The 17,035-nt window shown below is 62.2% G+C and carries 19 protein-coding genes; 11 read left to right on the plus strand and 8 right to left on the minus strand.

What is annotated here, in order from left to right; all coding sequences use genetic code 11:
• Nucleotides 1–719: 719 nt before the first annotated feature.
• Together N4Q37_RS20335 and N4Q37_RS20340 are read left to right on the plus strand one after the other, a co-directional pair.
• Nucleotides 720–1,073 (plus strand): DUF6124 family protein, encoded by a 354-nt coding sequence (locus tag N4Q37_RS20335; RefSeq protein WP_260961369.1) that lies wholly within the window; start codon nucleotides 720–722, stop codon nucleotides 1,071–1,073.
• Nucleotides 1,074–1,680: 607 nt separating this feature from the next.
• Nucleotides 1,681–3,444 (plus strand): L-lactate permease, encoded by a 1,764-nt coding sequence (locus N4Q37_RS20340; protein WP_260961370.1) that lies wholly within the window; start codon nucleotides 1,681–1,683, stop codon nucleotides 3,442–3,444.
• Between the two features lie 73 nt (nucleotides 3,445–3,517).
• Here N4Q37_RS20340 and N4Q37_RS20345 read toward each other — a convergent pair whose 3' ends face one another.
• Nucleotides 3,518–3,853 carry a hypothetical protein gene (locus N4Q37_RS20345; RefSeq protein ID WP_260961371.1) on the minus strand — a complete coding sequence of 112 codons (336 nt, stop codon included), beginning with the start codon at nucleotides 3,851–3,853 and terminating at the stop codon, nucleotides 3,518–3,520.
• A 255-nt stretch (nucleotides 3,854–4,108) separates the two neighbouring features.
• Between N4Q37_RS20345 and N4Q37_RS20350 the strand changes: the two genes are divergently transcribed.
• Nucleotides 4,109–4,765, plus strand: a complete 657-nt coding sequence (locus N4Q37_RS20350; protein ID WP_260961372.1) for a polysaccharide lyase family 7 protein — start codon at nucleotides 4,109–4,111, stop codon at nucleotides 4,763–4,765.
• 97 nt (nucleotides 4,766–4,862) lie between these two features.
• Here the strand turns inward: N4Q37_RS20350 and N4Q37_RS20355 are convergent, their stop codons facing one another.
• Nucleotides 4,863–5,954 carry an SMP-30/gluconolactonase/LRE family protein gene (locus N4Q37_RS20355; protein ID WP_260961373.1) on the minus strand — a complete coding sequence of 364 codons (1,092 nt, stop codon included), beginning with the start codon at nucleotides 5,952–5,954 and terminating at the stop codon, nucleotides 4,863–4,865.
• Nucleotides 5,955–6,340: 386 nt separating this feature from the next.
• Here N4Q37_RS20355 and N4Q37_RS20360 point away from each other — a divergent pair, with 386 nt between their 5' ends.
• Nucleotides 6,341–7,198 (plus strand): CAP domain-containing protein, encoded by an 858-nt coding sequence (locus N4Q37_RS20360; protein ID WP_260961374.1) that lies wholly within the window; start codon nucleotides 6,341–6,343, stop codon nucleotides 7,196–7,198.
• Between the two features lie 44 nt (nucleotides 7,199–7,242).
• Here N4Q37_RS20360 and N4Q37_RS20365 read toward each other — a convergent pair whose 3' ends face one another.
• Complete coding sequence (locus tag N4Q37_RS20365) at nucleotides 7,243–7,776, minus strand: cysteine hydrolase family protein (protein WP_260961375.1); 534 nt, start codon at nucleotides 7,774–7,776, stop codon at nucleotides 7,243–7,245.
• A gap of 208 nt (nucleotides 7,777–7,984) precedes the next feature.
• Here N4Q37_RS20365 and N4Q37_RS20370 point away from each other — a divergent pair, with 208 nt between their 5' ends.
• On the plus strand, nucleotides 7,985–8,416 hold the full coding sequence (locus N4Q37_RS20370; protein WP_260961376.1) for a GNAT family N-acetyltransferase: 432 nt from the start codon (nucleotides 7,985–7,987) through the stop codon (nucleotides 8,414–8,416).
• Between the two features lie 58 nt (nucleotides 8,417–8,474).
• Here N4Q37_RS20370 and N4Q37_RS20375 read toward each other — a convergent pair whose 3' ends face one another.
• Nucleotides 8,475–8,825, minus strand: a complete 351-nt coding sequence (locus tag N4Q37_RS20375; protein WP_260961377.1) for a hypothetical protein — start codon at nucleotides 8,823–8,825, stop codon at nucleotides 8,475–8,477.
• 91 nt (nucleotides 8,826–8,916) lie between these two features.
• Here N4Q37_RS20375 and tusD point away from each other — a divergent pair, with 91 nt between their 5' ends.
• The 6 genes from tusD (at nucleotide 8,917) to N4Q37_RS20405 (ending at nucleotide 12,368) form a co-directional block, all read left to right on the plus strand.
• The gene (gene tusD, locus N4Q37_RS20380; protein WP_260961378.1) at nucleotides 8,917–9,309 is read left to right on the plus strand and encodes a sulfurtransferase complex subunit TusD; all 393 of its coding nucleotides are present in this window, start codon (nucleotides 8,917–8,919) and stop codon (nucleotides 9,307–9,309) included.
• Nucleotides 9,309–9,671 carry a sulfurtransferase complex subunit TusC gene (gene tusC / locus N4Q37_RS20385; RefSeq protein WP_260961379.1) on the plus strand — a complete coding sequence of 121 codons (363 nt, stop codon included), beginning with the start codon at nucleotides 9,309–9,311 and terminating at the stop codon, nucleotides 9,669–9,671. The genes tusD and tusC overlap by 1 nt, the downstream gene beginning before the upstream one ends.
• Nucleotides 9,671–9,964: a sulfurtransferase complex subunit TusB gene (gene tusB, locus N4Q37_RS20390; protein WP_260961380.1), complete on the plus strand. Its 294-nt coding sequence runs from the start codon at nucleotides 9,671–9,673 to the stop codon at nucleotides 9,962–9,964. Before tusC ends, tusB begins: the two co-directional genes overlap by 1 nt.
• A complete protein-coding gene (locus tag N4Q37_RS20395; protein ID WP_260961381.1) occupies nucleotides 9,961–10,296 on the plus strand; it encodes a TusE/DsrC/DsvC family sulfur relay protein in 336 nt (111 codons plus the stop codon). The genes tusB and N4Q37_RS20395 overlap by 4 nt, the downstream gene beginning before the upstream one ends.
• A complete protein-coding gene (locus N4Q37_RS20400) occupies nucleotides 10,293–11,294 on the plus strand; it encodes a glycosyl transferase family protein (RefSeq protein ID WP_260961382.1) in 1,002 nt (333 codons plus the stop codon). The genes N4Q37_RS20395 and N4Q37_RS20400 overlap by 4 nt, the downstream gene beginning before the upstream one ends.
• Nucleotides 11,295–11,381: 87 nt before the next feature.
• Nucleotides 11,382–12,368, plus strand: a complete 987-nt coding sequence (locus tag N4Q37_RS20405; protein WP_260961383.1) for a glutathione S-transferase family protein — start codon at nucleotides 11,382–11,384, stop codon at nucleotides 12,366–12,368.
• Nucleotides 12,369–12,467: 99 nt separating this feature from the next.
• On the opposite strand, the gene cysG is transcribed toward N4Q37_RS20405, so the two are convergent.
• From cysG to N4Q37_RS20425, 4 genes are read right to left on the minus strand one after another with little or no spacing between them, the layout of a single operon-like run.
• The gene (cysG, locus tag N4Q37_RS20410) at nucleotides 12,468–13,862 is read right to left on the minus strand and encodes a siroheme synthase CysG (protein WP_260961384.1); all 1,395 of its coding nucleotides are present in this window, start codon (nucleotides 13,860–13,862) and stop codon (nucleotides 12,468–12,470) included.
• A complete protein-coding gene (gene serS / locus N4Q37_RS20415; protein WP_260961385.1) occupies nucleotides 13,863–15,143 on the minus strand; it encodes a serine--tRNA ligase in 1,281 nt (426 codons plus the stop codon).
• A gap of 13 nt (nucleotides 15,144–15,156) precedes the next feature.
• A complete protein-coding gene (gene crcB, locus N4Q37_RS20420) occupies nucleotides 15,157–15,534 on the minus strand; it encodes a fluoride efflux transporter CrcB (RefSeq protein WP_260961386.1) in 378 nt (125 codons plus the stop codon).
• Nucleotides 15,531–16,856: a replication-associated recombination protein A gene (locus N4Q37_RS20425; protein WP_260961387.1), complete on the minus strand. Its 1,326-nt coding sequence runs from the start codon at nucleotides 16,854–16,856 to the stop codon at nucleotides 15,531–15,533. Before N4Q37_RS20425 ends, crcB begins: the two co-directional genes overlap by 4 nt.
• Nucleotides 16,857–17,035: the final 179 nt, after the last annotated feature.

The following is a 17,035-nucleotide window of genomic DNA, read 5'->3' on the forward strand; positions in this document are numbered from 1 at the left end:
AGCGGTTTCTTTTTGGTTGGCATACATGCACCTCTTACTCATGTTATGCCCGAACACAAAATTTCTGACACCCTCGTAAACCGGGAGTCAAGGAAACCGGCACGCCCGAGAGCGTCCCACGCACAGCCGCCATAACAATGTTGCAGGCGTAACGAACTAGCCCTTGAGAATGGCGCTGTTGCGTAACTCATCGGGTTACCAATCCCGGTCGCTGAATTTGCAGCGACCTGAAGAAACTATCCCGGTGAAGAGCTGGCCATCAAGGGAGCTACGATTAAAAAAACACCGTAAAAGGCACCTCCTACGCAACTATCGGAGTTTGCCTACAACTTCGGAGAAGGTCATCCATTTTATCCGGCGGATCGAGCCCTCCAGCCATACATACTCCGCAACACCGTCCCCTAGTCCCGAGGCTACATCACCTTGCGCCTTTGCCTACAACTAAGACAGAATCCGCCCGATTGTGTGTCCCGGTCCGTACCGGTAGCTTGGTTTCCGTCACTGCTCATCAGTGATCGGGTTTAGCGACCCGAACCGTAGGCACATAAGCGTCCATGCTTCGTTGCGGGATCTAACTGCAATGACGTTATGGCGGCTGTATGTAGGAGACCTTCGGGTCTACCGGGTGCCTATGTCCGGTTCGCTAACCTGCGTGCAGTCGCCACCATTCTGTTTAGCGACAGGTCTTGGCGACTCCCATTCCCCATAGGAGCGTCATCATGTTCAAAGTAACCCCCAACCCTCCGCAACCGGACCCCAGCTGCAACGGCCTCGATCCAAAAAAAGTCCAAGAGGCCGCCGATCGGGCACTGGATTTCTATCTGAACCCGAAAGGCACCGACGCCAAAACCGCCCCACCACCGGGCCAGCTCTTCACCGTCATCGCCGGCATCGACACCGAAAGTCTACTCGCCAACCTCAGCGAAAGCCTGGCCTCAGCCAACGCCATGATCAGCGACCTGGCGTTCGACCTGGAAGGGTCGCGACGACATGTTGCGCTGGGTATTCAACAAGTCATCGAGTTGAGCGAGCTGTTGGCAAATCGGGCGTTGGATAACGTCGATCCACGCTAGCACCCAGCCTGTAACGTAAGGCCGAGTCGGATCTTTGTAGCCCCCCAGTCTACAGGCCGCCGACTCGCCGAACCGGCACGGGTGCGTTGAGCCGCTAAGCGCTATAAGCTCATATCACCCGCATGCATCATGCCTAACTCACGTTGACCGGGGTCAACTTCAGATCCTCGGCATAAATACGTTATAAATCGCTTCAGAGACCTTGCCCCTCAGCAGCCGACCTCGTCATCCGCGATCAACCCCAATGCTTCCCTCAAGGCCAACGTCTGCTCGCACACGTTCGTGTCTCCCGCTGCCGTTTTGAACCCACCTCAACCACGCCAACCTCGGGGCACCACCTCCCTAATCCTGATTAGAAGCCTTCCCCCTCCGAAGACCCGAAACTGCACAAACCATCTCGATCAAACGCAGCCTCATGAACCCACTCCACATCCTCAAACCCGGCACCTACACCGCCCAGCGCGGCACCACCTTCCACTTCACCGAAACCGACCTGGCAGGCGGGACATATTCCCTACCTCCATCCCCCGCCGGATCTCCCGCCTATACTCTTCTGCCAATCCCCCCGCGGGCCTGCACTTCCAACAATAAAAAGCAGAGGTGGAACATGGTCTGGCAACAAGTCTACGATCCCTTCGGTAATGCGGTGCTGTCGACGCTCCTGGCGGCGGTTCCGGTGGTGGTGATGCTGGCGTCCCTGGCGTTCTTTCACGTCAAGGCGCACCTGGCGGCATTGCTGGCCCTGGCCTCGGCGTTGCTGATCGCGATCTTCGCCTTCGGCATGCCTGCCGGCATGGCCGGTTCGGCGGCACTCTATGGCGCGGCCAACGGGCTGCTGCCCATTGGCTGGATCGTGCTCAACATCATCTTCCTGCACCGGCTGACCACCGAGAACGGCTCGTTCAAGGTCTTGCAGGACTCCCTGGCGCGCATCACCGACGACCGACGCCTGCAATTGCTGCTGATCGCCTTCTGTTTCGGTGCCTTTTTCGAGGGCGCGGCGGGCTTCGGCACTCCGGTGGCGGTGACCGGCGCGATCCTGATCGGCCTGGGTTTTTCGCCCCTGGCGGCTTCGGGCCTGGCGCTGATCGCCAACACCGCACCGGTGGCATTCGGCGCCCTGGGCACACCCATCATCACCCTGGCCAAGGTCACCGGGCTGGATGAAATGGAACTGTCGATGATGGTGGGAAGACAGCTGCCGTTTTTTTCGGTGATCGTGCCGTTCTGGTTGATCTGGGCGTTCGCCGGGTGGCGCAAGATGCTGGAGATCTGGCCGGCGATCCTGGTGGCCGGCGTCAGCTTCGCCATCCCGCAATTCCTGGTCTCCAACTACCACGGGCCGATGCTGGTGGACGTCATCGCCGCGCTGATTTCCATGGCTTGCCTCACCCTGTTCCTCAAGGTCTGGAAGCCGGCCACAGTGCACACGTCCGCCGCGCTGTCAGGGCGACACGATGACTCGAAAGTCGAGGCTAGCGAGGATGAAAAACCCGTTGCCAGCGGCGCTTTTTCCAGCGACACCCACCCCGCCGTGCTGCGGGCCTGGATGCCGTGGATCATCCTCACGGTGTTCGTGTTCGCCTGGGGCACCCAAGGCTTCAAGAACCTCTTCGACACCCGCCCAGCGCTCGCCCCGCAGACCCAATCGGCCAAGCTCGACCCACAAGGCAAGCCGATGCGTGAAGCGAACCCGGTCTTCTCGCCCCTGCTGACCTTCACCACCATCCACCAGCAGATCGAGAAAGTCCCGCCGGTGGTGCCCCAGCCTAAAACCGAGGAAGCGATCTACAAGTTCAACTGGTTCACCGCCACCGGCAGCGGCATCTTCCTGGCAGCGATTCTCGGTGGCTTGCTGATGGGCTATTCCATCCCGCAATTGCTGCATCACTACCTGCGCACGCTATGGGTGGTGCGTTATTCGCTGATCACCATCGTGGCAATGCTGGCGCTGGGGTTTCTCACGCGCTATTCCGGCCTGGACGCGACCATGGGCCTGGCCTTCGCCGCCACGGGCATTTTCTATCCAATGTTCGGCACGCTGCTGGGCTGGCTCGGCGTGGCGCTGACCGGTTCGGACACGGCTTCGAACGTGCTGTTCGGCGGCCTGCAACGGGTCACGTCCGAACAGCTGGGCCTGAGCCCGGTGCTGATGGCGGCGGCCAACAGTTCCGGCGGGGTGATGGGCAAGATGGTCGATGCGCAGTCGATCGTGGTCGCCTCCACCGCCACCCGCTGGTACGGCCATGAAGGGGAAATCCTGCGCTACGTGTTTTTCCACTCGGTGGTGCTGGCGATTCTGGTGGGCGGGCTGGTGACGTTGCAGGCGTATGTGGCGCCGTTCAGTCATATGGTGGTGGGAGGACATTGATGGGGAGCATCTTGTGTGGCGAGGGGGCTTGCTCCCTCACCACAGATAAGCTCACCTACCTCTGAAGCAGGTTTTACTGAACGCTCTTCAGCTTGATCACATCACCGGACACCTTGGTGGTGTAGCCGTTCAGGACCCAGGCCCAGAACCAGCTTTCCTGCACTTGGGTGTTGATCATGGCGTCGCCGCCTTTCGCCTTGATCGCCTCATCCTGGGCACGCACGAAACGGCTGTTCTGACGAATCGGGATCAAGCCGAACAGCATCAGGCCGGTGGCCTTGGCTTCACTGTGGCCGATGACGGTGTATTGGCTGCTGTCGTACTGCTGGGTTTTCATCGGGGTGCCGGTGCAACCCGCCAGGGCCAGGCCGAGCAATGCGCTGGCGACAACTTTGCTGAGGTGGTTCATTGAATACTCCATGAGAAGACGCCCGGGATCCATCTCTCGGGCGGCGGTACTCTACCCGATCAGCATCAAATTGACATCATTTGCACGTCCCCCAGCAAAACCGGCCACGAGGCGCATCCCAGAGCCGTCCGTCAGTTGCCCATCCAGAGAAACAGACCCTCGTCGATAACATGAACACAGCGCCAGGGAAGGCAGTACGGCCCGTGCAGGCCGAAAACCGATGAGCAACGGCAAATGCCGTTGGAGCGTTTGATCATGATTGACCTGACTATCTGGAACATAACCCTTCCCGTACAAACCCCGGCGCAGGTCGTGGCAACCAAAGCCATGCCGACCCTGAAAAACCCGTATTTCGACAATAACGGCCAGCGGATCGTCTTCTGGGCACCGGTCACCGGTTCCCATACCGGCAAAAGCAAGTTTCCGCGCTCCGAGCTACGCGAGACCAGCAAAGACGGCCAGTTGCGCAACTGGCGTTACAACAGCGGCGTCAACACCCTCAAGGGCACGCTGTCAGTGAACCAGGTACCTTCCGAAGGCCGTGTGGTGGCGGCGCAGATCCACGCCAAGGATGCTCCCGCGCCGTTGTTGAAACTGGTGTACCGCTACACCAAGGGCACCGGCAACATCGACGTGGAATATCGAGTCAAGCCCAAGGACCTGAAGAGTCCGGTGATCTTCAGCGTGCCGAACATGGCGCTGAACAAGGTCTTCACCTACTCCTTGCAGATGGACAAGCAGGGCAAGCTGACGGTGCTGCTCAACAACCTGGGCAAGCAAATAAAGCTAGATCCGTCCTGGTATGCCTACAACTTCTATTTCAAGGCTGGCGTCTACACCCTGGACAATGTCGGCTATTCGAATGAAGGCGGGAAAGTGACCTACACCAAACTGGACGTCAGTCATAAATGACTGACACCACTCGACCGCAAAAGCGAGGGCCGCTTCGCAGCCCAGCGGGAGCAAGCTCCCTCGCCACAATGAACAGCAATGCCTGAGTTCACTTCACTCAGGCAAACGTCGCCCCACGGGTATTCACGAACAGCGAATACAACGAGTGGCTGCCGGCCATGAACAGCCGATTACCTTCCCGGCCACCGAAGCAGATATTGGGGCAGCGTTCCGGCAGGGAAATGTGCCCGATGGCCTTGCCTTCAGGGTTGAACACCCGCACGCCGTCGAGCTTTTCCAGGTCGGCCTTGGGGTCACCGTTACCGCCCCAGCCGCACCAGAGGTTACCGCTCTCATCACACTTGATCCCATCGATGGCCGCGTAATCCAAGCCTTCGATGTGCTTGCGGCGCTCGCCCAGAGTGCCGTCGTCCTTCACGGTAATCGCCCAGATCAGGCGGTTGGGCTTAGCCCGGCCTTCGACCACGTAGAGGATCTTTTCGTCCGGGGAAAAACACAGCCCGTTCGGCCCCGCCAGGTCGTCGATCACCCGGCTGACCTTGCCGGTTTCGCCGTCGATGCGGTACACCGCGTGGGGTTGGGACGGCGTGACCTTGTGCCCTTCATAGTTGTTGCCGGTCTGGAATGGCGGGTCGGTGAACCAGACCGAACCGTCGCGTTTGCACACGATGTCGTTGGGCGAATTGAAAGGCTTGCCGTCGAAACTGTCCGCCAGCACCGTGAGACTGCCGTTGTGCTCGGTGCGGGTGATGCGCCGACCTTCACTTAACGTGGTCGAGCCTTCGCAGACCAACAGCCGCCCCTGGCGATCGCGGCACATGCCGTTGGAGAAGTTCGAGTTCTCCCGGTAGACCGACAGGCCACCGGTAACTTCATCCCAGCGCACGATGCGGTTGTTGGGAATGTCACTGACCAGCAAGTAGCGACCGTCACCAATCCACACCGGTCCTTCCGCCCAGCGCAGGCCGGTGGCGAGCTTTTCCACGCTGGCGTTGAAAAGGCGCAGGTCCATGAAACTGGGGTCCAGGATATTGATCAGCGGGTCGGGGTAACGCTGGCTCAAGGGCTCAGCCTCGGCGAACCCCGGCAAGTTGCCCAAGGTGGCGGCCGCGGCCGAGACCACCAGGGATTTTTTCAGGAAGACCCGACGGCCCTGATTGGCGCCGGTTGCAGCATGCGAAGCATCCATCGTGTGTCTCTCCGTTAATTATTTTTGGACGGGGACACTGTTTTACTATCTGATAAGACGTCATACAAGACAAGTTGCATACTTGATTGAGTCGAGGGTTCCACTCACTGACGTATTGCTTGCATATCAAGCAGTTCATGCGAGATCGAAAGGTATCGCTTACCAGGGTCGTCACACAAAAACCATCAAGTCGTACGATGACATCATCGCTACGTGCCAGGTCAAACGGGCCAAGGCGCCAGTGATTGCGGCGAAGTGAAACTTGTCCCCAAACCCGCAGTCCTACCCCAGCCGAGAAAACCTCACCGGCCCACGGCGAGGCGTTTTCCGGTTGATTGGTGCCAAGCCTGGCGCCCTGGCAATTCCCCTCTTGAGCCGTTCGCCCCATGCGCCACCCTGTTCGCTCTTGCCGTTTCGTTTCGCTGTGCCTGCTCGCCCTGTTTCCTTTGTTTGCCAGCCCCGCCCACGCCCGTGGCGAACGGCAACTGGCGGACGCCATCAACGACTACCGTAGCCAGTCCCGCCGATGCGAATGGCGCACCGTGCGCGCATCCCCGCCGTTGGCGCTGCGGTCCAGCCTGGAGCTGCCGATCGGCTTTCGGGGTGGCCTGCGCGAAAGTCTCAAGGACGCCGGCTACCAGGCCCGCTCCGTGCGCAGCATTCGCCTGACGGATGCGCGGGACGCCGAGGAAGCCTTCGACATGTTGGCGGATGAACATTGCGCCGCCCTGCTGGATAACCAATACACCGACATCGGCGTCAACCGGGTCGGCGATGAATGGCGCGTGGTGCTGGCACAGTCCATGGGCGGCCGGATGACCGACGCGGCCTCGGCCAACAAAACGCTGTTGGCCCAGGTCAATGCCGCCAGGGCACAGTCTCGCCTGTGTGGCCGCCAGCGCTTTGCCGCCGCACGGCCGCTGAGTTGGAATGGCGCCCTCGGCACCGCCGCGCAAGGGCATAGCCGGGCCATGGCCCGCGGCAACTATTTCGCCCATCAGGACCCGGATGGGCGCTCAGTCGCCGACCGCGCCAAGAGCGCCGGTTTTCGCGGCCGCAAGCTGGGCGAGAACATCGCCGCCGGACAAGGCTCGCCGAACCAGGCCATGCGCGACTGGCTCGCCAGCCCCGGCCATTGCGCGAACCTGATGAACCCGATGTTCACCCAGATGGGCGCAGCGTCCGCGACCGACTCGCGCAGCGATGCGGGGATCTACTGGACAATGGTATTCGGCGCGCCTTGAGCGCCGCCAATCATGAGTCATGTGATGTTGTGGCGAGGGAGCCGCTACAGATGGATCTCCGCCGCCGCCACCACATCGATCCGCGACACCGCGCTGCTCAAGCGTCCCAGCCGATCATTGTGGTTGGCGATGATCTGCTCTGCCGCCAGGCTGCCGTTGTCCACGGTGGAATGGGCGTCGGCGGCCAGCACCACGTCGTAGCCCAGCGCGTGGGCCTGGCGCACGGTGGCGTTGACGCAGTAGTCAGTCTGTAGCCCACACACCACCAACCGGTCGATGCTTCGAGCTTGCAGCAGCGGTTGCAGGTCGGTCTGGTAAAAGGCGTCCGACGTGGTCTTGCGCACCCGCAGGTCACGGGCAGCGGTCAGCAGGTCCTCGGCCAGTTGCCAGGCATCCGTGCCGTGCACCAGCGCACCTTGCAGTTCTTCGTGCTGGATCAGGATCACCGGCAAGTCGAGCGCCCTGGCCTTGGCACTGAGGTCGTTGATGGTCCGGATAACGCGCTGGATGTCGAAGCATTCCTCTTCGCCACTGCACAGCGCGTTCTGCACATCGATGATCAGCAATGCGGTGTTCATGACCTTCCCTCTTCAAACAGTATCGCTGCCGTCCAGCGACTCGATAACCCAGCGCCGCCCCTATATCGTGACGAGAAGCGCTTCAACGGCAATAGGCAGTATGACCCGGTTTGCGTAATGCGCCCGTTTCTTGTCGAGCGGGTTACGTCAGGGTCGCCCTTTGGGATAGGCTCCAGCGGTTGCTTCCTCACGAATAAGGACATCACCCATGACGCTACGCATCGAACGCACGGACGCCCCCACCGACGAAGAACGCCAGGCCATCCTCGCGCCATTGCGCGCCTACAACACGGCCAAAGCGGGTGGATCGACGCCCGAACTGGTCGCCTGGCTGGTGCGTGACGAACATGACGCCATCGTCGGCGGGCTCTACGGTCGGGTGTTTTTTCGTTGGCTGTACATCGAGTTGCTGGTGGTGCCGGAGCAGGCCCGGGGCCAGGGCACAGGCTCGACCCTGATGCAGATGGCCGAAGCGCTGGCCAAGGAGAAAAACTGCGTGGGCATCTGGCTGGACACCTTCGACTTCCAGGCGCCGGAGTTCTACCGCAAGCACGGCTTCACACCCATCGGCCACATCAACGACTACCCGCCGGGGCACCAGCGCTTCTTCTTCCAGAAGCACCTGGCGCCCGCCGACTGAAACACAAACCCTGTGGGAGCGAGCCTGCTCGCGATAGCCGACGCCTCGCTCTATCCGCCTATAGACACGTCGCCAACGCTGCCAACCGGCGCTTGGCCATGAAGTCGTCATGCTTGGCGTAATAGCTCAACGTGGTGCCGCTGGCATCGGTCGCCAGGTCGACAAACGATTCGGCGGAGCGGGTGTACACCGTCGACCCGCCTTTCTTGCCCGGTTGCAGGTAAGCACCGGCATCCACGCCGAACACCGCTTCGTCTTCCCAGGCGAACTTCACGCACTGGGCAACGTTCTGCTCCGGTTTGTCGGAGGTCAACGTCTTGTAGGGGGCCTGGGTCCTGGCCTCGTTCATCGCCGACCCCGCGCAACCGGCCAACAGGGTCGCAACCAGGGCCACCATCAACGTTCGCATTGCATTCACTCACCGAGAAAAAAGCGGACTGTAGCACTGCGCCCGCCCATAAAGCTTTATCATGGCCGCAGTTTTGCTGACCGGGTCTGTCATGAAATTCGCCATCGCGCTGTTTTCCGCCGCCCATGCGCCCTCCTCGCGCCGTGCCTTGCTGTTTGCCCAGGCGGCGCTGGCGGGCGGACATGAGATCGTGCGGCTGTTTTTCTATCAGGACGGCGTCTATAACGCCTGCGCCAGTGTCGTCACGCCACAGGACGAACAAGACCTCCCCCAGCAGTGGCGCACCTTCGTGCGCGACAACCAGCTCGACGGCGTGGTCTGCATCGCGGCGGCGCTGCGCCGTGGCGTGCTGAACGATGAAGAGGCGCAGCGCTACCAGCGCTCGGCTGTCAGCGTCGAAGCACCGTGGACCTTGTCCGGGCTCGGCCAGTTGCACGATGCGATCCAGGACGCCGACCGCCTGATCTGCTTTGGAGGTGCATGATGGCCAAATCTATACTGCTCATCAGCCGCCAGGCCCCATGGTCCGGCCCGGGTGCCCGGGAAGCGCTGGACATCGTCCTGGCCGGCGGCGCCTTCGACTTGCCCATCGGCCTGCTGTTTCTCGATGACGGCGTGTTCCAGCTCACAGCCGGCCAAAGTGCCAAGGCTGTGCAGCAAAAGGACTTGAGCGCCAACCTGCAGGCGTTGCCGATGTTCGGCGTCGAGGACCTGTTCCTCTGTGCCGACAGCGCCGCCGAACGCGCCATCGCCACCGATACCCTGGCGCTGGACGGCGTGGCCGTGCTGACCGCGCCGGACATCGCCGCGCTCATTGACCGCTACGATCAGGTGATTACCCTCTGATGTCGACTTTGCATGTGTTGTCTCATTCGCCCTTCGGCGATAACCGCCTCGCCAGTTGCCTGCGGGTACTGGGCAAACAGGATGCATTGCTGCTGTGCGGCGACGCGACGTATGCGCTGCAGCCGGGCAGCCCACCGTTCGAAACGCTGCTGGCCGCCGGGGCGAACCTGTTCGTACTCGCCGAAGACCTCCAAGCCCGCGCCCTGGACACGCCGGACTGGGCCGAAGCCATCAACTACGCGGGCTTCGTCGAGTTATCGATCGAGCACGACAAGGTCAACACCTGGCTATGAAGACGCTGAACGTGGGCGAACGCGCCCTCGCGCTGGACAAGGACGGCTACCTGGCCGACCGGAACGACTGGTCGACCGACGTAGCGACCGCCCTGGCGGCCGCCGAAGACATCGAACTGAGCCCCGAGCACTGGGAAATCCTCGAACTGCTGCGCGGCTTCTACGACGAATTCCAGCTGTCTCCCGCGACCCGGCCGCTGATCAAGTACGCCGCGCTGAAACTGGGCGCGGACAAAGGCAACAGCCTGCACCTGAACCGACTGTTCAAAGGCACACCCGCCAAACTCGCCGCCAAGCTTGCGGGCCTGCCCAAACCGACGAATTGCTTATGACCGACCTTCCCTCGCTGACCCTCGATACCCCGGCCGAACACCCGTTCGCCCAGTTCGTGCGCATCCTTGGCAAAGGCAAGCGCGGTGCCCGCAACCTGACCCGCGAAGAAGCGCGCGAGGCCATGGGCCTGGTGCTCGACGAAAAGGTCGAGGACACCCAGCTCGGCGCCTTCCTGATGCTGTTGCGGCACAAGGAAGAAAGCGCCGAGGAGATGGCCGGTTTCACCGAGGCCCTGCGCGAGCGACTGGTGGTCCCGGCGCTGGCGGTGGACCTCGACTGGCCGACCTACGCCGGCAAGAAACGCCACCTGCCGTGGTACCTGCTGGCCGCCAAATGCCTTGGGCAGAATGGCGTGCGGATCTTCATGCACGGCGGCGGCGCCCACACGGCCGGGCGGCTTTACACCGAGCAACTGCTGGCGTTCTTGCAGATTCCGCTGTGCCGCGACTGGCAACAGGTCGCCAGCGCCCTGGACAAGGGCGGCCTGGCCTTCATGCCGCTGGTGGACTGGGCACCGCAGATGCAGCGCATGATCGACTTGCGCAACACCCTGGGCCTGCGCTCGCCGATCCACTCCCTGGCGCGAATCCTCAACCCGTTGGGCGCCCGTTGCGGATTGCAAAGCATCTTCCATCCGGGCTACCAGGCCGTGCATCGCGAGGCCAGCGGTCTACTGGGCGACACCGCCATCGTGATCAAGGGCGACGGCGGCGAAATCGAGATCAACCCGGACGCCGACAGCCATCTGTACGGCACCACGGGCGGCGTGAGCTGGGACGAGGAATGGCCGCGACTGGCCGAGCAGCGCCACGTCAAACCGGACAACCTTGACCCCGAGCACTTGAAAGCCATTTGGCGCGGTGACGTCGAGGACAGCTACCCGCAACTGGCCTTGATCGCCACCATGGCCCTGGCCTTGCGTGGCCTGGGCCTGGCTCGCGAAGCAGCGTTCGAGCAGGCCCGGCAGTATTGGGAGGCGCGGGATAGATCGATTTGATCGATCATAAACGCCCAACCTTTGCGCTTTTAGTTCGAACCTATCCGAATAGACTCGTCTCCAACGTTTATTGGCGAGGAGATCGAGATGGGATTGTTAGTCGAGGGCCGCTGGCAGGACCGGTGGTATGAGAGCAAGGACGGCACGTTCCAGCGCGAACAAGCGCAACGCCGTAACTGGATCACGAAGGACGGCAGCAGCGGGTTTGCCGCCGAGGCCGGACGCTACCATTTGTACGTGTCCCTGGCTTGTCCCTGGGCCCATCGCACGCTGATTTTGCGCAAGCTCAAGGGCCTGGAAGACCTGATCGATGTCTCGGTGGTCAGTTACCTGATGCTGGAAAACGGCTGGACCTTCGACAAGGCCCACGGCTCGACCGGCGACAAACTCGACAACCTGAGCTTCCTGCACCAGCGCTACACCGCCGACACACCGCACTACACCGGTCGCGTCACGGTGCCGGCGTTGTGGGACAAGCACCAGCAACGCATCGTGAACAACGAGTCGGCGGAAATTATCCGCATGTTCAACAGCGCCTTCGATGGCTTGACCGGCAACCACCTCGACCTCTACCCCGAACACCTGCGCAGCACCATCGACGCACTCAACGAGCGTATCTACCCGGCGGTGAACAACGGTGTGTATCGCGCCGGCTTCGCCACCGCCCAGGCCGCCTATGAAACCGCCTTCGACGAGCTGTTTGCCGAGCTGGACCGGTTGGACGCGCTCTTACAAACCCGGCGCTACCTGGCCGGCGAATACCTGACCGAGGCCGACATCCGCCTCTTCACCACCCTGATTCGTTTCGACGCGGTGTATTTCGGTCACTTCAAGTGCAACCTGCGACGCATCGCCGACTACCCGAACCTGTCGAACTGGCTGAGGGAGTTGTACCAGTGGCCGGGCATCGCCGAGACGGTGGACTTCACCCACATCCAGGGGCATTACTACGGCAGTCACAAGACCATCAATCCGAATGGCATCGTGCCCAAGGGGCCGTGGCAGGACTTCGGGGTTGCCCATGATCGGGAGCGGTTGCAGGGGAAAGGGATCTGGCGTGGGGTTGAGAGCTGATCCGGGATTTGAAGGCCAGTCGCAAACAGGCCCGCGCCCACACGGTGGGACGAGCCTGCTGCGGGCGGCGGTTCGTCGATCAGAGACGAGGCAATCTTTCTAGACCTGCCCCTGAGCCCCTTCAAACCACGCCAATTTCTCACGCAACTGCACCACTTCCCCAACGATCACCAACGTCGGCGCATGAACCTCATGCTCGGCCACCAACAACGGCAAGTCCGCCAGGGTGCCGGTAAACACCCGCTGGTTTGAAGTGGTGCCCTGTTGGATCAACGCCGCCGGCGTATCCGCGGCGCGACCGTGTTTGATCAACTCGCTGCAGATCACCGGCAGTCCCACCAGTCCCATGTAGAACACCAGCGTCTGGGCCGGCGCCACCAGGTCGGCCCAAGGCAGGTCGCTGGTACCGTCCTTGAGATGACCGGTGATGAAACGTACCGACTGGGCGTAGTCGCGATGGGTCAGCGGGATACCCGCGTAGGCCGCACAACCACTGGCGGCGGTGATGCCGGGGACGACCTGGAACGGAATGCCTTGGGCCGCCAGTTCTTCGATCTCTTCACCCCCGCGGCCGAAGATGAACGGATCGCCGCCCTTCAACCGCACCACACGCTTGCCCTGCCGGGCCAGGTCCACCAGTTGCTGGTTGATCTGGTCCTGGGGCACCGCATGCTCGGCGCGCCGCTTGCCGACGTAGATCCGCTCGGCGTCACGCCGGCACAGTTCGAGGATCGCTGGCGCCACCAGGCGGTCGTACAGCACCACGTCCGCCTGCTGCATCAGGCGCAAGGCGCGGAAGGTCAGCAGGTCCGGATCACCCGGGCCGGCGCCGACCAGGTAGACCTCCCCCGGCGCGTCCGGCGCCTGGCCGGCGATCTTCGCCTGCAACAGGCGCTCGGCCTCGGCGCCCTGGCCGGCCAGTTGGCGGTCGGCGATGGGGCCCTGGAAAACGTCTTCCCAGAACGCCCGGCGTTGCTGCACGTCCGGAAACAAACCTTTGACCTGGTTGCGAAAACGCGCCGCCAGACCGGCCAATTGCCCGTAGGTTGCGGGGATCCAGGTTTCCAGCTTGGCCCGGATCAGCCGCGCCAGCACCGGCGCGTCGCCGCCACTGGAAACCGCGATCACCAGCGGTGAGCGATCGACAATAGCCGGGAAGATCACGCTGCACAGGGCCGGCGCGTCCACCACATTGACCGGCACGCAACGCTTGTGGGCATCGGCCGAGACCTGGGCATTAAGCGACTCGTCGTCGGTGGCGGCGATGATCAGGCCACAGCCGTCCAGGTCCGCCTCAAGATAACCGCGCAGCACGCACTCGCCACCGCTGCCACCGACCAACTCCCGCAATTGCGGCTCGATGTGCGGTGCGACCACCCGCAGCAGCGCACCGGCGTCGGCCAGCAGGCGGGATTTGCGCAAGGCGATCTCCCCGCCGCCAACCACCAGCACGCGACGGCCGCGCAGGTTGTGGAACAGTGGCAAGTAGTCCATTTAGCCGATGACCTCGATACCACCCATGTACGGCTTCAAGACTTCAGGCACACGAATGGAGCCGTCGGCCTGCTGGTAGTTTTCCAGCACCGCCACCAGGGTACGTCCCACCGCCAGGCCCGAGCCGTTGAGGGTGTGGACCAGTTCCGGCTTGCCGGTTTCCGGGTTACGGAAACGCGCCTGCATGCGGCGGGCCTGGAAATCGCCGCAGTTGGAGCACGACGAAATCTCGCGGTACTTGTCCTGGCTCGGGATCCAGACTTCCAGGTCGTAGGTCTTGACCGCGCTGAAGCCCATGTCACCGGTGCACAGCGCCAGGGTACGGTACGGCAGCTCCAGCAGTTGCAGGACTTTCTCGGCGTTGGCCGTCAGGCTTTCCAGGGCTTCCATGGATTTCGACGGTTCGACGATCTGCACCATCTCGACCTTGTCGAACTGGTGCTGGCGGATCATCCCGCGGGTGTCGCGGCCCGACGCCCCGGCTTCGCTGCGGAAGCATGGCGTGTGGGCGACGAACTTGATCGGCAGTTGCTTGGCATCGACGATCTCGCCGGCCACGATGTTGGTCAGCGAGACCTCGGCAGTCGGGATCAGGTACAGGTCGGCTTCGCCTTCGCGACCGATCTTGAACAGGTCTTCCTCGAACTTCGGCAACTGGCCGGTGCCCTGCAACGCCGGGGCCTGGACCAGGTACGGCGTGTAGGCTTCCTCGTAACCGTGTTCGGTGACGTGCAGGTTGATCATGAACTGCGCCAGGGCGCGATGCAGACGGGCAATCGGGCCGCGCAGCAGGGCGAAACGGGCGCCGGACAGCTTGGCGGCGGTTTCGAAGTCCAGCCAGCCAAACTTCTCGCCCAGGGCCACGTGGTCCTGCACCGGGAAGTCGAAGGCCTTCGGTGTGCCCCAGCGACGCACTTCGACGTTGCCCTCTTCATCCTCACCCACCGGCACCGACTCGTGCGGCAGGTTCGGAATACCCAGCAGGATCGAGTCCAGCTCGCTCTGGATCTTGTCCAGGGCAAGCTTGCCGTCGTTCAGCTCGGTGCCCATGCTCTCGACGTTCGCCATCAACGGTGCGATGTCTTCGCCGCGCTGCTTGGCCTGGCCAATGCTCTTGGAGATCGCATTGCGCTCGGCCTGTAGCTTTTCAGTAAGGGTCTGGACGGTCTTGCGCTGCTCTTCCAGCGCTTCGATGCGCGCGACATCCAGGGCGAAGCCACGGGATGCCAGGCGGTCCGCTACGTCCTGAAGGTTGCTACGTAACAGTTTGGAATCGAGCATGTCGGTCTCTCGTTTAGATAAGTTTGGTCAGGGACAGGCCGGCCCAGGTGGCGATCAGCCCGCCGAATACGCTGATGGCCGCATAGCCCAGGGCCAGCGGCACCTGCCCGCTTTCCAGCAGGCGCACCGTATCCAGTGAAAAGGATGAAAACGTCGTCAGGCCGCCGAGGAAGCCGGCGATGAGCCCGGCGCGCACTTCGACAGGCACCTCCGGGCGGATCAAAAACAGGCCGTATAGAACGCCGATCAGCAGACAGCCCACGATATTAACGGCCAGCGTCGCGGTATAGAAGTGCCGTGGCCAATTTGCGCTGACCCAGTTGCTGGCGGCGAAACGTACCAGGGTGCCGGCAATGCCGCCGGCGGAGACTGCAAGGACCAAAGGGATCAAGGTTTTCTCCGCTGTCGTGGGCTCAGGCGATCCAGTTGTGCCAGGTGATTGAGCTTTTCACCGATCTTCAATTCCAACCCACGAGGCACCGGTTGATAGAAGCGCTGGGGCTCGAGTTCTTCGGGGAAATAATCTTCACCAGCGGCATAGGCATCCGGTTCATCGTGGGCATAACGGTATTCTTCGCCATAACCCAATTGCTTCATGAGCTTGGTCGGCGCGTTGCGCAGGTGCAGCGGCACTTCGAGGGAGCCATGTTCGGCTGCGCTGCGCATCGCCGCCTTGAAGCCCATGTACACCGCGTTGCTTTTCGGAGCACAGGCCAGGTAGGTGATGGCCTGGGCCACGGCCAGCTCGCCCTCCGGACTGCCAAGGCGCTCTTGCACATCCCACGCCGCCAGGCACAGGCTCAGTGCCCGCGGATCGGCATTGCCGATATCTTCGCTGGCCATGCGCACCACCCGCCGCGCCAGGTACAGCGGATCGCAACCGCCGTCGATCATGCGTGCGAACCAATACAGGGCCGCATCGGGGTTGGAACCGCGAATGGATTTGTGCAGTGCCGAAATCTGGTCGTAGAACGCCTCGCCGCCCTTGTCGAAACGCCGGCGGGTATCACCCAGCAGGCTTTGCAGCAGCTCGACGCCGATCTCGCCGTGATCTTCGGCCAGGTCCGAGGCGTTTTCCAACAGGTTGAGCAAGCGTCGGCCATCGCCATCAGCGGCGCTGAACAGGATCTGGAAACCTTCGTCGCTCAGGCTCAACTGGCGCTTGCCCAGGCCGCGCTCCTCGGTCAGCGCCCGATGCACCAGCTTGCGCATCGCGGCCTCGTCGAGGCTCTTGAGCACATAGACCCGCGCCCGCGACAGCAAGGCGTTATTGAGTTCGAACGAGGGGTTTTCGGTGGTCGCGCCGATGAAGATCAGCGTGCCGTCTTCGACATAAGGCAGGAACGCGTCCTGCTGGGACTTGTTGAAACGGTGCACTTCGTCGACGAACAGGATCGTGCGCTTGCCGTATTGGCCAGCCTGCTGCTTGGCCACGTCCACCGCCTGGCGGATCTCCTTGACCCCGGCGAGCACGGCCGACACGGTTTCGAAATGCGCATCCGAGACTTCCGCCAGCAACCGCGCCAGGGTGGTCTTGCCCACACCCGGCGGCCCCCAGAAGATCATCGAATGCAGCGCTCCCTGCTCCAGCGCTTCACGCAAGGGCTTGCCGCGGGCGAGCACGTGCTCCTGGCCGACATACTCATCCAGGTTGGTCGCGCGCAGGCGAGCGGCCAGTGGCTGGGCTATCGGGGCGCTTCGAAACAGGTCCATCACTGCTTATGCAACCTCACTTGGTCCTGGTGCCGATACTCTCTGTCGGAGCAGATCTGTGGGAGACCTGTGGGAGCAGATCTGTGGGAGCAAGGCTTGCCCGCGATTGCATCACCTCGGTCTATCTGATGCGCCGAGGTGTCTGTATCGCGGGCAAGCCTTGCTCCCACAGACCTTGC

Source organism: Pseudomonas citri (genome assembly GCF_025336485.1).
Lineage (GTDB): Bacteria > Pseudomonadota > Gammaproteobacteria > Pseudomonadales > Pseudomonadaceae > Aquipseudomonas > Aquipseudomonas citri.